This is a genomic window from Pseudomonas sp. LBUM1651 (genome assembly GCF_059716135.1).
On sequence record NZ_CP166805.1, the window covers coordinates 5,233,782 to 5,247,748 of the forward strand.

13 protein-coding genes are annotated in these 13,967 nt (G+C 60.3%); 7 read left to right on the forward strand and 6 right to left on the reverse strand.

The window, feature by feature from the left end; genetic code table 11:
* Positions 1-198 precede the first annotated feature (198 nt).
* A complete protein-coding gene (locus ACA066_RS24520) occupies positions 199-471 on the forward strand; it encodes a TfoX/Sxy family protein (protein ID WP_007971093.1) in 273 nt (90 codons plus the stop codon).
* Positions 472-793: 322 nt separating this feature from the next.
* Here ACA066_RS24520 and ACA066_RS24525 read toward each other — a convergent pair whose 3' ends face one another.
* From ACA066_RS24525 to ACA066_RS24540, 4 genes are read right to left on the reverse strand one after another with little or no spacing between them, the layout of a single operon-like run.
* The gene (locus tag ACA066_RS24525; RefSeq protein WP_497696967.1) at positions 794-1,651 is read right to left on the reverse strand and encodes a ChaN family lipoprotein; all 858 of its coding nucleotides are present in this window, start codon (positions 1,649-1,651) and stop codon (positions 794-796) included.
* An 18-nt stretch (positions 1,652-1,669) separates the two neighbouring features.
* Positions 1,670-2,437, reverse strand: a complete 768-nt coding sequence (locus tag ACA066_RS24530; protein ID WP_497696968.1) for a heme ABC transporter ATP-binding protein — start codon at positions 2,435-2,437, stop codon at positions 1,670-1,672.
* Entirely contained in the window at positions 2,437-3,420 is a 984-nt protein-coding gene (locus ACA066_RS24535; protein ID WP_497699954.1) for a FecCD family ABC transporter permease, read from the reverse strand. Before ACA066_RS24535 ends, ACA066_RS24530 begins: the two co-directional genes overlap by 1 nt.
* A gap of 50 nt (positions 3,421-3,470) precedes the next feature.
* Positions 3,471-4,340 (reverse strand): heme/hemin ABC transporter substrate-binding protein, encoded by an 870-nt coding sequence (locus ACA066_RS24540; protein ID WP_497696969.1) that lies wholly within the window; start codon positions 4,338-4,340, stop codon positions 3,471-3,473.
* A 166-nt stretch (positions 4,341-4,506) separates the two neighbouring features.
* On the opposite strand from ACA066_RS24540, the gene ACA066_RS24545 reads away from it, so the two are divergent.
* Entirely contained in the window at positions 4,507-4,824 is a 318-nt protein-coding gene (locus ACA066_RS24545) for a Rieske (2Fe-2S) protein (RefSeq protein ID WP_497696970.1), read from the forward strand.
* On the opposite strand, the gene sfsA is transcribed toward ACA066_RS24545, so the two are convergent.
* Together sfsA and ACA066_RS24555 are read right to left on the reverse strand one after the other, a co-directional pair.
* Positions 4,821-5,534: a DNA/RNA nuclease SfsA gene (gene sfsA / locus ACA066_RS24550; RefSeq protein ID WP_497696971.1), complete on the reverse strand. Its 714-nt coding sequence runs from the start codon at positions 5,532-5,534 to the stop codon at positions 4,821-4,823. The genes ACA066_RS24545 and sfsA overlap by 4 nt on opposite strands.
* Positions 5,534-6,706, reverse strand: coding sequence for a pyridoxal phosphate-dependent aminotransferase (locus tag ACA066_RS24555; protein WP_497696972.1), 1,173 nt, complete (start codon positions 6,704-6,706; stop codon positions 5,534-5,536). The genes sfsA and ACA066_RS24555 overlap by 1 nt, the downstream gene beginning before the upstream one ends.
* 334 nt (positions 6,707-7,040) lie before the next feature.
* Between ACA066_RS24555 and dksA the strand changes: the two genes are divergently transcribed.
* The 5 genes from dksA (at position 7,041) to ACA066_RS24580 (ending at position 13,233) form a co-directional block, all read left to right on the forward strand.
* Positions 7,041-7,481 carry an RNA polymerase-binding protein DksA gene (gene dksA, locus ACA066_RS24560; protein ID WP_007902025.1) on the forward strand — a complete coding sequence of 147 codons (441 nt, stop codon included), beginning with the start codon at positions 7,041-7,043 and terminating at the stop codon, positions 7,479-7,481.
* Positions 7,482-7,685: 204 nt separating this feature from the next.
* Complete coding sequence (gluQRS, locus tag ACA066_RS24565; RefSeq protein WP_497696973.1) at positions 7,686-8,582, forward strand: tRNA glutamyl-Q(34) synthetase GluQRS; 897 nt, start codon at positions 7,686-7,688, stop codon at positions 8,580-8,582.
* 77 nt (positions 8,583-8,659) lie between these two features.
* Entirely contained in the window at positions 8,660-8,836 is a 177-nt protein-coding gene (locus ACA066_RS24570; protein ID WP_003176118.1) for a hypothetical protein, read from the forward strand.
* Positions 8,820-11,774 carry a sensor histidine kinase gene (locus tag ACA066_RS24575; RefSeq protein ID WP_461990988.1) on the forward strand — a complete coding sequence of 985 codons (2,955 nt, stop codon included), beginning with the start codon at positions 8,820-8,822 and terminating at the stop codon, positions 11,772-11,774. The genes ACA066_RS24570 and ACA066_RS24575 overlap by 17 nt, the downstream gene beginning before the upstream one ends.
* A gap of 22 nt (positions 11,775-11,796) precedes the next feature.
* Positions 11,797-13,233: a sigma-54-dependent transcriptional regulator gene (locus ACA066_RS24580; RefSeq protein ID WP_497696974.1), complete on the forward strand. Its 1,437-nt coding sequence runs from the start codon at positions 11,797-11,799 to the stop codon at positions 13,231-13,233.
* The last annotated feature ends 734 nt before the right edge of the window (positions 13,234-13,967 follow it).

The following is a 13,967-nucleotide window of genomic DNA, read 5'->3' on the forward strand; positions in this document are numbered from 1 at the left end:
CTGTGGGCATTTTCAGCTTGAGAACCTGACGCCCTCCTGCCTGTTCCTACCGTGTTCGCGTATTTTTACGCCGCTCATCGGACTTGCCTCTTAGAAGCATTTGCTCCGAAACCGACCAAACAATCACGCTTTTCCTACTGATGGCTACACTCCTCAGAAGCTTGCCCACGCACCGTTCGGCCGTCGCAAGGAGGCTTGATGAATGATGAACTGCAGCACTTGAAGAATCTTGGCAAGACGTCGGCGCAATGGCTGCATGCCGTGGGCATCCACAGCGCCTCGGACTTGCGTCGCCTGGGGGCGGTGGATGCTTATCGGGCTGTGCGCACACGCGGGTTTCGGGCATCCAAGGTGTTGTTGTATGCGATCGAAGGCGCTTTGATGGACGTGCACTGGAACGACATTCCTGCCGAGCGCAAGGAAGCCCTGAATAAACAGCTGGAAGCGATCTCGTCACGCCACAAGAATTGAATGGGTACAGCCGCCATGTACTTGCTGAGCCACCAGGTTACGCAGAGCGCGCTAAAGAGCACGCCTTGAAACCCAGTGTTTACGGGGCTTTTCGGCGATCTGCAGATGAATTTCAAACAAATGAAAAATCAGCGGTTGACTTGATAATGAGAATCGATATGATTATCACAACTGGTCGCGAGACTGGTCGATATTTGAAAAGCCCTTGGTTCGGACTCTCAGATATCTCCTCATCAGGCTAATCACGGTTATTTGACCCGGCTCTTGCCGGGTCTTTTTTTGCCTGTTTGTAGGAGCCGGCGTGATGCCAGCTACATGCTCACTAATTGTCGTTGCTTAGGGTTTTGCGCATCTCTGCACAGTAATCCGGCGTCGGCGTGGCAGGTGTGTACCAGACGTAATCGGCCATCGCCGCCGTGACCTCACTGCCCTGCTGCGCCAGCATCAATACCGTTGGCGCTTCGGGCGCCCCCAGATCAAGCGCGTGAATCGGCACACCCACATCCTTGCGCGCGTGATAAGCGCCGGCAAACAGCAATGCCGGCGTGGGTGCCGCCAGCAGCCGCTCAGCCATGCGTCGGTCACGTTGCTGCTGTACCGCGAGCATCGCCGGCATTTGCGAGGCGGGTAGCAGGCCGCAATGGGAATCGCTGATCTGGGCCAGTAACTCAGCCTTCACCGGTGCGGTATTGGAGCGAGCGCCGCTCAATATCGGCGGTTGGGCGTAGAAAGCACGCACCTCGACGGTGTCCAGGTTGGCGGACAGCAGTGGATACGGTTGGGTCAGGGCGAAACGGATAATCGGTCCGTACAGGTTCCAGTCCCAGCCTGGCTCCCAGGCCAATGCACCGGGCAAATCGGCGGGCGGCGTCGAGGCATGACGAACATCATCGACGCGCTGTTGTTGATCCGGCGTGAGCATTTCCAACAGCAGACTGCCTTGCGGGCGCCGCTCTCCCAGCTCCTGCAATAACCAGCGTTGCAGTTCATGGTGATCGCGATTGTCATGCTGCTCCCCCACGATCAATCGCGAAGGCTTGGCCAACCGCAATACCAATTCCTGCGTCGTCAGCGCCTGGCCGGTGCGCGCGTCGCGAATCTCGCCGACGACCGGTGGCGGCGTCGAAACATGCTGGCAAGCACTAAGCATCAGCACAGCCAGAATCACCATGACGCGCATGCACTAACTCCCATCCAGTCAGCGGGCGATGATCAGCGGATGCCCGCGCTCCGGGTGCTGTTGCACCAGCACTTCCAGCCCGAATACTGCCTTGAGCGGCTCAGGACGCAACACCTGCTCGGGAGTGTCGAGCGCCACCGGGCGCCCGCCTTCGAGCAGTAACAGGCGATCACAATAACGCGCCGCCAGGTTCAGATCATGCAGGATCACCAACACGGACGCGCCGCGATCGGCGAACTCGCGCACCGCTTGCAATGTGGTGTGCTGGTGCAGCGGATCGAGCATCGAAGTCGGCTCATCAAGCAACAGCGTTTGCCCCGCTTCGCCCGGCCAGAGTTGCGCCAGCACCCGCGCCAGATGCACCCGCTGACGTTCGCCGCCGGACAACGCCAGATAGCTGCGACCACTCAGATGCACGGCATCGGCGGCCTGCAACGCGGCGGCGACGATTTCGTCGTCCCGGACCCGGCCGCTCTGATGGGGCAAACGGCCCATACCGACGACTTCCTCGACACGAAAGGCGAAGTCCAGGGTCGAGACTTGCGGCAACACCGCCAGACGCTTGGCTCGCTGTGCACCGGTCCAGTCACGCAACTCGCGTTCATGGAGCCACACGCTGCCATGATTCGCCGGCAACTCACCACACAAGGCACCCAGCAACGTACTTTTGCCGGCACCGTTTGGCCCCAGTACGCCGAGCACTTCCCCCGGATTGAGCTCAAGCGTGATGTCCGTCAGGACGATCTTGCGGCCCCGGAGGATTTGCAGATTTTGCGTTCGCAACATCAGGCACGCCCTCGGAGCAGTAAATAGAGGAAGAACGGAGCGCCGATAAACGCGGTGACGATTCCGATCGGCAGTTCGGCCGGTGCCAGCGCCAGTCGCGCCACCAGATCGGCGAACAACAGGAGACTGGCGCCCGCCAGCACCGAGGCTGGTAACAACACCCGATGATCGGGACCCGCCAGCAGACGCACCAGATGCGGCACCACCAACCCGACAAACCCGATCATCCCCGCCGCTGCCACCGCCGCGCCAACACCCAGCGCCGTGCAAAACACCAACTCGCGCTTGAGCCCTTCGACGTCGATGCCCAGGTGACCGGCCTCCGACTCGCCCAGCAACAACGCATTCAGGGCCTTGGCCCGACGCGGCAACCACAGCGCCACGCCGACACTGATCAGCAATAATGGCCAGAGTCGCGAATAGCTGGCGCCATTGAGACTGCCCAGGTTCCAGAAGGTCAGCGTGCGCAGGGTCGCGTCGTCCGCCAGATAGGTGAACAGTCCCACTGCCGAGCCTGCCAGCGCCGTCAATGCGATACCCGCCAAGAGCATGGTCGCGACATTGGTTTGCCCGTTACGCCGGCCCAGTCGATACACCAGCGCGGTCACGCCAAGGCCACCCAGAAACGCGCACAGCGATAACAGATAAGGCCCGAAGGATTCCGGCAAACCGCCAAATACGGAACCGCCGACAATCGCAATCGCCGCGCCTAATGCCGCGCCGCTGGAAACACCCACCAGGCCCGGATCGGCCAGCGGGTTGCGAAACAACCCCTGCATCGCCACGCCCGACAGCGCCAGTACTCCGCCCACCGCCAGCCCCAGCAAGGTACGCGGCAGGCGAATTTGTCCGAGGATCAGTTCGGCCTGCTCCAGCCCGTCAGGCGCAATGGGCAAGCCGATCATGCGCAACGCCGCACACAAGGTATCGAGCAACGGCAGGCTCACCGGCCCCAACGCCAATGACAGCCAGATCGCCAACAAACACAGGAGGCTCAGCCCTATGAACAGTGTTCGGGGTTTTACCAGAACGGTCATTGGGCGGCAGCGTCGGGGTAGAAGCCGTCACTGATTTTTTTCAACGCCTGCGGCAACCGCGGGCCGAGGCCACCCACCAGCAGCGTCGGATCAAGCTCCATGACGCGCCCGTCCTTGGCGGCGCGGGTCGAGGACAGAATCGGGTTTTCCTTGAACAACGCTGCACGCGCCGCTTCACCGGTCAGTGCGCGGTCGGCAAACACCAGCACTTCAGGATCAAGACTGATCAAGGATTCGTTGGAAAAAGGTTTGTAACCGGTGTGCGTCGCCAGATTGTGCCCGCCGGCCTTCTGGATCAACCAATCGGCAGCGGTATCCTTCCCGGCGATCAGCGGTTTGCCGCCCGCGTGACCGAGTAGCACCAGTACGCCGGGTGAAGGTTGTGTCAACTGCGCTTTGGTAACGCGAATCCTTTGCTGATCGAGTTGCTGTTGATAAGCCTCGAATAATTGCGCAGCCTTGTCTTCTGCGCCGAGCAACTTGCCCAACTGCTGCAAGTTACCCTGCAACGTCGGCAGATCCGGCCGGGCCGAGAACAGTTCGACTTGCACGCCCGCCGTACGAATCTGCGACAGCACCGGCGGCGGGCCCATTTCTTCGGTGCCGACCAGAATTTGCGGGCGTAAGCTCAGGATGCCTTCTGCCGACAACTGCCGCTGATAGCCGATGCTGGGCAACGCCTTGAGGGATTCCGGATGCTGGCTGGTGGTATCGACACCCACCAGTTTCGATTCGCCGCCCAGCGCACTGACCCACTCCGACAAGGCCCCGCCGGCGCTGACCCAGCGTGGCAACTCGGCCGCCGCGGCGTGGTGGCTGACGAGGAGTCCGACACACAGCGCGGCAACGCGGGTACTCAGGCGCATAAACAGCTTCCTTTAAAGGTTTTCCCAGGCATTGAAGTGGCAGGCCAAGTATCCTCGGCGTCCGGCACCTGGACCCGACGGGCAAGGCGGCCATTTGATAATTGTTTGCATTTGAACGTCAAGCTCGGACATATCCGGTCACGAGCCGACGGAGTTGAGGATAGACATGAAGTTTCTTTGCACAGGCTCTGAGCTGGCCGATTCCAGCAGCCGCGGTTTCGACCTCGACGGCCAGAAGCTCTTCGCCGTGCGCCGGGCCGGTCAGGTCTACGTTTACATCAACCGCTGCCCGCACCGTGGCGTCGGGCTGGAATGGACACCCGACCAGTTTCTCGACCCCAGCAACAGCCTGATCCAGTGCGCGACCCACGGCGCACTGTTCTTGATCGAAGACGGCGAGTGCGTCGCCGGCCCGTGCGCCGGGCAATCCCTGACCACCGTTGCAAGCCGCGAAGACGATCAAGGCATCTGGATCAATCTTTAACCGCCGAACACCACCTCCAGACGCCGGTCGACCACCATTTCTTCGTGGGTCAAGCGCACGCCGTAAGCCAACACCTCGACCCCGCACGCCACCGCTTCTCGCAAAGCGGCCGCGTAGGCCGAATCGATTTCCTCTGCAGGACGCACGGCATCGATGCCGGTGAGGTTCACGCAATACAACTGCACCGCGCGAATCCCGTCCCGCGCCAGATGCGCCAATTCCCGCAAATGCTTGGCACCGCGCTGGGTCACCGCATCGGGAAACGCCGCGACCGATGAGCCATCGAACCCCAGCGTGACGCTTTTGACTTCCACATACGCCGGCCCGCTCGGGTAATCGAGACGAAAGTCGATGCGACTGCTTTCCTGACCGTAGGCCACTTCACGCTTCAGCTCGGTGAACCCGTTGAGTTCGCTGATGACGCCAGCCCTGAGCGCCTCTTCGATCAAACCGTTGGCTCGGCCAGTGTTCACGCAAAACAGCCGACCCTGAGGGGTTTCGCCGACTTCCCAAGTGCCCGGCAACTTGCGCTTGGGATCGTTGGAACGACTGAACCACACCTGCCCGCCCTCGACCTGGCAATTGAGCATCGAACCGGTGTTCGGGCAGTGAATGGTCAACAACTCGCCGTGAACAGTTTCGATATCGGCGAGAAAACGCTTGTAACGTCGGATCAAGCGACCTTCTTCAAGGGGAGGATTGAACCGCATCAGCCTTGCCAGCTCTTCAAGCCGCGAGCGATGCGCTCGACCGCTTCCTGCAAGCGCGGAAGGCTTTGGGTGTAGGCAAAGCGCACGTGATGGCCAGCCTGATAACGCCCGAAGTCGAGGCCCGGCGTAATTGCCACATGTTCGGTTTCAAGGAAATGCCGACAGAACGCGAAGGCATCGCCGCCGAACTTGCCGATATCGGCATACAAGTAGAACGCACCTTCGGGTTCAACGGCGATGCCGAAACCCAACTCTCGCAGTGCGGGCAGCAGAAAATCCCGGCGCCGACCAAACTCGGCGCGACGCTCTTCAAGAATGGCGATGGTCGCAGGCTCGAAACAGGCCAGCGCCGCATATTGGGCCATGCTCGGGGCGCTGATGTAGAGGTTCTGTGCGAGTTTTTCCAGTTCGCCGACCGCCGCTTCCGGCGCCACCAGCCAACCGAGTCGCCAGCCGGTCATGCCGAAATACTTTGAAAAACTATTCAGCACGAAGGCGCTGTCATCGACTTCCAGCACGCTGGCGGCATCGGTGCCGTAGGTCAGGCCGTGATAGATCTCGTCCACCACCAGATGGCCATGCCGCGCTTTGATTGCAGTCGACAGCCCCGCCAATTCGTCGCGGGTGAGGATGGTCCCGGTCGGGTTGGCCGGCGACGCCACCAGCGCGCCGACGCTGTCGTGATCCCAATGACGCTCGAGCAGGTCCGGTGTCAGTTGATACCGCACCTCCGGACCGACAGGAACAAGCTGCGCCGCGCCTTCCACCAACCGCAGGAAATGCCGGTTGCACGGGTAGCCCGGGTCCGCCAGCAGCCAGTGTTTGCCCGGATCCACCAGCAAGGCGCTGGCCAGCAGCAACGCGCCGGAACCGCCGGGCGTGATGAGGATTCGCTGTGGGTCGATGTTTAAACCGTAACGCTGTTGATAGAAGCTTGAAATCGCCTCGCGCAGCTCAGGGATGCCGCGGGCGGCGGTATAACGGGTCTTCCCGGCAGTCAGTGCAGCCTGGCCGGCCTGGATGATCGGCTCGGCGGTGGTGAAGTCCGGTTCGCCGATTTCCAGGTGGATCACGTCGTGGCCGGCGGCTTGCAGTTCATTGGCCCGCGCCAGCAGCGCCATGACATGGAACGGTTCGATCGCGCGACTGCGGGCACTGTAGGACTGAGCCATTAGCCTTCCTTCAACGGGAAAAAAAACCGATTCTACCCAAGCGCAGGAACGAGCGAGAACCTAAAGCGGTCAGACGCGTTAAGACCCTGGCCACAAACGACTCATACGAGTGCGCAAGGTTTGACTAAAATCATTAATTGATCAGGTCTCCAGCACCACCAGACAAGGCTTTGCAATCATTTGCAAGCCCTTCGGGCCACTACCTCGACATCCGGGAGTAGCGCGGTCCGATTTGATCTGGTAAGTTCGCCCGCTTGCAGCCGCAGGGCCGGCAGGTGTCGGTGATGGAGCAATCCTGCGCAGATGGATTACAAGAGTAGAGGCGGTCCATTTCATGCCCACCCAAGCAAAGCAGCAAAACCAGTCGATCAGCGGCTTCGAACCCTACAAAGAAGTTAAGGGCGAGGAGTACATGGGCAAGCCCATGCGCGCTCACTTCACCAAGATCCTGAACAAGTGGAAACAGGACTTGATGCAGGAAGTCGACCGCACGGTTGATCACATGAAAGACGAAGCGGCCAACTTCCCTGACCCGGCAGACCGTGCCAGCCAGGAAGAAGAATTCAGCCTTGAATTGCGCGCCCGCGACCGTGAGCGCAAGTTGATCAAGAAGATCGACAAGACGCTGCAATTGATCGAAGACGAAGAATATGGCTGGTGCGAGTCCTGCGGCGTCGAGATCGGCGTCAAGCGACTGGAAGCCCGCCCTACCGCCGACATGTGCGTTGACTGCAAGACCCTGGCGGAAATCAAGGAAAAGCAAGTCGGCAAGTAATCTCGACTTGAACGAAGAACGGAGCGTGCGAACGCTCCGTTTTTGTTTCTGACATTCGCTGATACCTGCTGTGACTTTTCGATCGCCATCGCGAGCAAGCTCGGCTCCTACAGGAGATTGCGCCAGCCCTTGTAGGAGCCGAGCTTGCTCGCGATAGCGGCTTCAAGCGGTGCCCCACAGGACCAGACAAAGTACCATCTCGCCATGACTGCAATTACCCCCTCAGCCTACATCGGTCGCTTCGCCCCCACGCCAAGCGGCCATCTGCATTTCGGTTCGCTGGTCGCAGCGCTGGCTTCGTACCTCGACGCGCGCGCAGTAGGTGGTCGCTGGCTGATGCGCATGGAAGACCTCGATCCGCCACGGGAAGAACCCGGCGCGCAAGCCGCCATTCTCAAGGCGCTGGAAAGCTACGGTTTCGAGTGGGACGGCGAAATGGTCCGACAGAGCGACCGGCACGACGCCTACGCCGAAGTGCTCAATCGCCTGTTCAATCATGGCCTGGCCTACGCCTGCACCTGTTCGCGAAAACAGCTTGAGCCCTATCACGGCATTTATCCGGGCCTGTGCCGCAATGCCGGCCATGGCACTGAAGACGCCGCGATTCGCCTGCGTGTGCCCGAGCTGGAATACCACTTCATCGACCGCGTGCAAGGCGAATACCGCCAGCATCTGGGTCGGGATGTCGGTGATTTCGTGATCCGCCGCCGCGACGGGCTCTACGCCTATCAACTGGCCGTAGTGCTCGATGACGCCTGGCAGGGCATTACCGACATCGTCCGTGGCGCGGACTTGCTCGACTCCACGCCACGTCAGCTCTATCTGCAAGAACTGCTGGGTTTCTCGCAACCGCGCTATCTGCACATCCCGCTGATTACCCAGCCTGACGGCAACAAGCTCGGCAAGTCCTACCGTTCGCCGCCGCTGACCGAAGATCAGGCCACGCCTTTATTACTGCGTGCATTGCGTGCGCTCGGGCAGAATCCGGGCGCCGAACTGGCGTATGCCAGCCCACGTGAAGTGCTGAACTGGGGAATCGTCCACTGGGATGCACTGAAGATCCCGCGCACACTCACCTTGCCCGAAGCGCAACTACAGTGATCACACTTGCAGTGGCGCGCCCATCCGTTACCATCGCCGCACGTTTTCGGGCACGCGCATAAAAAAGAGAGGCCGGGATGTACATCTATCGCTTGGTCCTGCTCCTGGTAGTGGGGATTTACCTGTTCTCCCCGGCCATCATGGATTGGTGGATCGACGCCACTGGCGCCTGGTATCGCCCTTATCTGCTCTGGCTGATTCTGATCGTCGTGACCTTCATCCTGCAGAGCCAAAAAGATGCCGATGAGCTTTAGCCTGACCCAGATGATCCTGATCAGCGCCGCGTACCTGGCGGTGCTGTTCGGCGTAGCCTGGATCAGCGAACGGGGCATGATCCCCCGGGCGATCATTCGCCACCCGCTGACGTACACCCTGTCGCTGGGTGTTTACGCCAGTGCCTGGGCGTTTTACGGCACCGTGGGCCTGGCCTATCAGTACGGCTACGGTTTTCTCTCCAGCTACCTCGGAGTTTCCGGTGCATTTTTGCTGGCGCCGGTGTTGCTGTATCCGATCCTCAAAATTACTCGCACTTATCAACTGTCGTCGCTGGCCGACCTGTTCGCGTTCCGTTTCCGCAGCACCTGGGCCGGCGCACTGACCACGATATTCATGCTGATCGGCGTGCTGCCGTTGCTGGCATTGCAGATTCAGGCAGTGGCCGACTCCATCGGCATCCTCACCCGCGAACCGGTACAGCATCGCGTGGCCCTGAGCTTCTGCGCGCTGATTACGCTGTTCACGATTTTCTTTGGCTCGCGCCATATCGCCACGCGCGAGAAACACGAAGGGCTGGTGTTCGCGATTGCCTTTGAGTCGGTGATCAAGCTGATCGCGATTGGCGGCGTTGGCCTGTATGCGTTGTATGGTGTGTTCGACGGCCCGCAACAGCTGGAACTGTGGCTGCTGCAAAACCAGACCGCCCTCGCCGCTTTGCACACGCCGCTGCAGGAAGGTCCGTGGCGCACGCTGCTGCTGGTGTTCTTCGCGTCGGCGATCGTGATGCCGCACATGTACCACATGACGTTTACCGAAAACCTCAACCCGCGCTCGCTGGTCAGTGCGAGCTGGGGTCTGCCGTTGTTCCTGCTGCTGATGAGCCTGGCCGTGCCGCTCATTCTCTGGGCCGGGCTGAAACTCGGCGCCACCACCAATCCTGAATATTTCACGCTGGGCATCGGCATCGCCGCCAACAGCAAGGCTTTGGCGTTGCTGGCGTATGTCGGCGGGCTATCGGCAGCGAGCGGGCTGATCATCGTCACGACCCTGGCGCTGTCCGGGATGGCCCTGAACCACCTGGTTCTGCCGCTTTATCAGCCGCCGGCCGAAGGCAACATCTATCGCTGGCTGAAGTGGACCCGCCGGGCGCTGATCGTCGCGATCATCATGGCTGGCTACGGCTTCTATCTGCTGCTGGGCGCCGAACAAGATCTGGCCAACCTCGGCATCGTCGCCTTTGTGGCAACACTGCAGTTCCTGCCGGGCGTGCTGTCTGTCCTTTATTGGCCGACCGCCAACCGTCGCGGCTTCATCGCCGGTTTGCTGGCGGGGATTCTGGTGTGGCTGGTGACCATGCTGCTGCCGCTGGTCGGCAACCTGCAGGGGTTCTACATTCCGCTACTGAACATGATCTACGTGCTGGACGACACCAGTTGGCACATGGCCGCGATCGCCTCGCTGGCCGCCAACGTGCTGATGTTCACCCTGATTTCGCTGTTCACCAACGCCAGTCCCGAGGAGGCCAGCGCCGCCGAAGCCTGCGCCGTGGACAACGTGCGTCGCCCGCAACGCCGTGAATTGCACGCCGCCTCGCCTCAAGAGTTCGCCACGCAGCTCGCAAAACCATTGGGCGCCAAAGCTGCGCAGAAAGAAGTTGAACAAGCGCTGCGCGATCTCTATCTGCCGTTCGACGAGCGCCGGCCTTACGCCTTGCGCCGCTTGCGCGACCGGATCGAAGCCAACCTCTCGGGCCTGATGGGCCCAAGCGTGGCGCAAGACATGGTCGAGACCTTCCTGCCTTATAAGGCCGGCGGCGAAAACTACGTCACCGAAGACATCCACTTCATCGAAAGCCGCCTCGAGGACTACCACTCGCGCCTCACCGGTCTTGCCGCCGAACTCGATGCCCTGCGCCGTTATCACCGCCAGACCTTGCAGGAATTGCCGATGGGCGTCTGCTCGCTGGCCAAGGATCAGGAAATCCTCATGTGGAACAAAGCCATGGAGGAGCTGACCGGGATTGCCGCGCAGCGCGTGGTCGGTTCGCGCCTGAGCACCATTGCCGATCCGTGGAAAGAACTGCTGCAAGGCTTCATCAACCTGCCTGACGAACACTTGCACAAGCAACATCTGGCGCTCGATGGCCAGACCCGCTGGCTGAACCTGCACAAAGCCGCGATCGATGAACCGCTGGCGCCGGGTAACAGTGGCCTGGTGTTGCTGGTGGAAGACTTGACCGAAACGCAGATGCTCGAAGACAAACTGGTGCACTCCGAGCGCCTGGCCAGCATTGGCCGACTGGCCGCCGGCGTGGCCCATGAAATCGGCAACCCGATCACCGGCATCGCCTGTCTGGCGCAGAACCTGCGCGAAGAACGTGAAGACGATGGCGAGCTGAAGGAAATCAGCGGGCAGATCCTGGAGCAGACCAAACGCGTGTCGCGCATCGTTCAGTCGCTGATGAGTTTTGCCCACGCCGGCAGTCATCAGCACAACGACGAGCCCGTCTGTCTGGCCGAAGTGGCCCAGGACGCCATCGGTTTGCTGGCCCTGAACCGACGCAATTTCGAAGTGCAGTTCTACAACCTGTGCGACCCCGATCACTGGGTCGAAGGCGATCCGCAGCGCCTCGCCCAGGTACTGATCAATCTGCTCTCAAACGCCCGTGACGCCTCGCCTCCCGGCAGTGCGGTGCGGGTCAAAAGCGAAGCCGGCGAACACACGGTCGACCTGATCGTGGAGGATGAAGGCAGCGGTATTCCGAAGAACATCATGGACCGATTGTTCGAACCATTCTTCACCACCAAGGATCCTGGCGAAGGCACCGGTCTGGGCCTTGCACTGGTCTATTCCATCGTTGAAGAGCATTATGGACAAATCACCATCGACAGCCCGGCTGATGTTCAAAGCCAACGCGGCACCCGTATCCGGGTGACCTTGCCGCGTCATGTCGAAGCGACGTCCGCTGTGAACTGAGACCGTCGAGAGTATCGAATCAATGCCGCACATTTTGATCGTCGAAGACGAAACAATTATCCGCTCCGCCTTGCGCCGCCTGCTGGAACGTAACCAGTACCAGGTCAGCGAAGCCGGTTCAGTGCAGGAAGCACAAGAACGCTTCACCATTCCCACGTTCGACCTGATCGTCAGTGACCTGCGCCTGCCTGGCGCGCCGGGCACCGAGTTGATCAAACTCGGCCAGGGCACTCCGGTGCTGATCATGACCAGCTACGCCAGCCTGCGTTCGGCGGTCGACTCGATGAAGATGGGCGCGGTGGATTACATCGCCAAGCCTTTCGACCACGATGAAATGCTCCAGGCCGTCGCGCGCATCCTCCGTGACCGGCAATCGGTGCAGGCCAGCGGTGAACCTGCCGTCGGCAAAGCCGCCAATGGCGCGGCGAAACCGGGTATCGACAACAGTAACGGCGAAATCGGCATCATCGGCTCGTGCCCGCCGATGCAGGATCTGTACAGCAAAATCCGCAAAGTCGCGCCGACCGATTCCAATGTCCTGATCCAGGGCGAATCCGGCACCGGTAAGGAACTGGTGGCGCGCGCCCTGCACAACCTGTCCAAACGCGCCAAGGCACCGATGATTTCGGTGAACTGCGCAGCGATTCCGGAAAGCTTGATCGAGTCCGAACTGTTCGGCCACGAAAAAGGCGCGTTCACCGGCGCCAGCGCCGGACGTGCCGGTCTGGTGGAAGCGGCGGATGGCGGCACCTTGTTCCTCGATGAAATCGGCGAACTGCCGCTGGAAGCCCAGGCTCGCCTGCTGCGCGTGTTGCAGGAAGGCGAAATTCGCCGAGTGGGCTCGGTGCAGTCGCAGAAGGTCGATGTGCGTTTGATCGCCGCGACCCACCGCGACCTCAAGAGCCTGGCCAAGATCGGTCAGTTCCGTGAAGACTTGTATTACCGCCTCCACGTGATCGCCCTGAAACTGCCGGCACTGCGCGAGCGTGGCGCCGACGTGAATGAAATCGCCACTGCTTTCCTGGCGCGGCAGAGCGCGCGGGTCAACCGTACCGACCTGAAGTTCGCCCCGGACGCCGAGCAAGCGATTCGTCATTACTCCTGGCCGGGTAACGTGCGCGAACTGGAAAACGCGGTCGAGCGTGCGGTCATCCTGTGCGAAAGCCCGGAGATTTCCGCCGAGTTGCTGGGCATCGATATCGAGCTGAGCGGCCTGGAAGACGACGAGTTCATCGGCCTGCCCCCGCAACAGGGCAACGGCGCCGGCAACAATAATCATGAGCCGACCGAAGACCTGTCGCTGGAAGACTACTTCCAGCACTTCGTTCTCGAGCATCAGGACCACATGACCGAAACCGAGCTGGCACGCAAACTCGGGGTCAGCCGTAAATGCCTGTGGGAGCGTCGGCAGCGCCTGGGTATCCCGCGGCGCAAGACCGGGGTGGCCAGCGAGAGCTGAACGGGTAACACATGACTTTGTGAAAAAACTGTTACCTCAGCTTTTTCACGTAACAGAAGCCGGGGCTTACGGTAACGAAGCCCCGGTTTTTTTGGGCCTCGAAAAAGCCGACCAGGTGACCTAACCCCTTGTTTTGCTTGGTATCGCAAAAGTTGGCACGCCCCCTGCTATATGTTTGGTACAAGAACAATAACAAGCAATGCACAAGACAATAAAAATAAGACGAATCGACTCACGCACAATAAAAACAAGACGGCGAGAGGCGCAGCTAACTGATTCTTTTGGAGAGGCGTTGTATTTGGGGCTTGCCCCACGACCAGGCCGAGAACAACAAAAACTGTCTTGAGACAGAGCCTGAACTGGTTGGATCGCAAGATCACTGCAGCACAGCGACCAAAGCAATCCGTTTGCTCTTGGCTCCCGATTGGGAGGGTCATGAAGGAAAACTTCATGACGCGGGCACTCAACAAAAACAAGAAGCCCGAAACCAATAACAAAAATAGAACATGCAACTACTTCTTGGGGAGCTTCGGCTCCCCTTGTAGTTTCTGCGATTTGGAAATCCCCAAGCCCCTGCAGGAGCGAGCTTGCTCGCGAAAAACCTGAGGGCAAAGCGCTGGGTATCTGGTTTACGCGTTATCGTTCACGACCATCGCGAGCAAGCCCGCTCCTACAGTGTGCGGCTTACAGCTCATATCTGCTGTGTCCTACACCATCCCCCGACTAAATGCTAG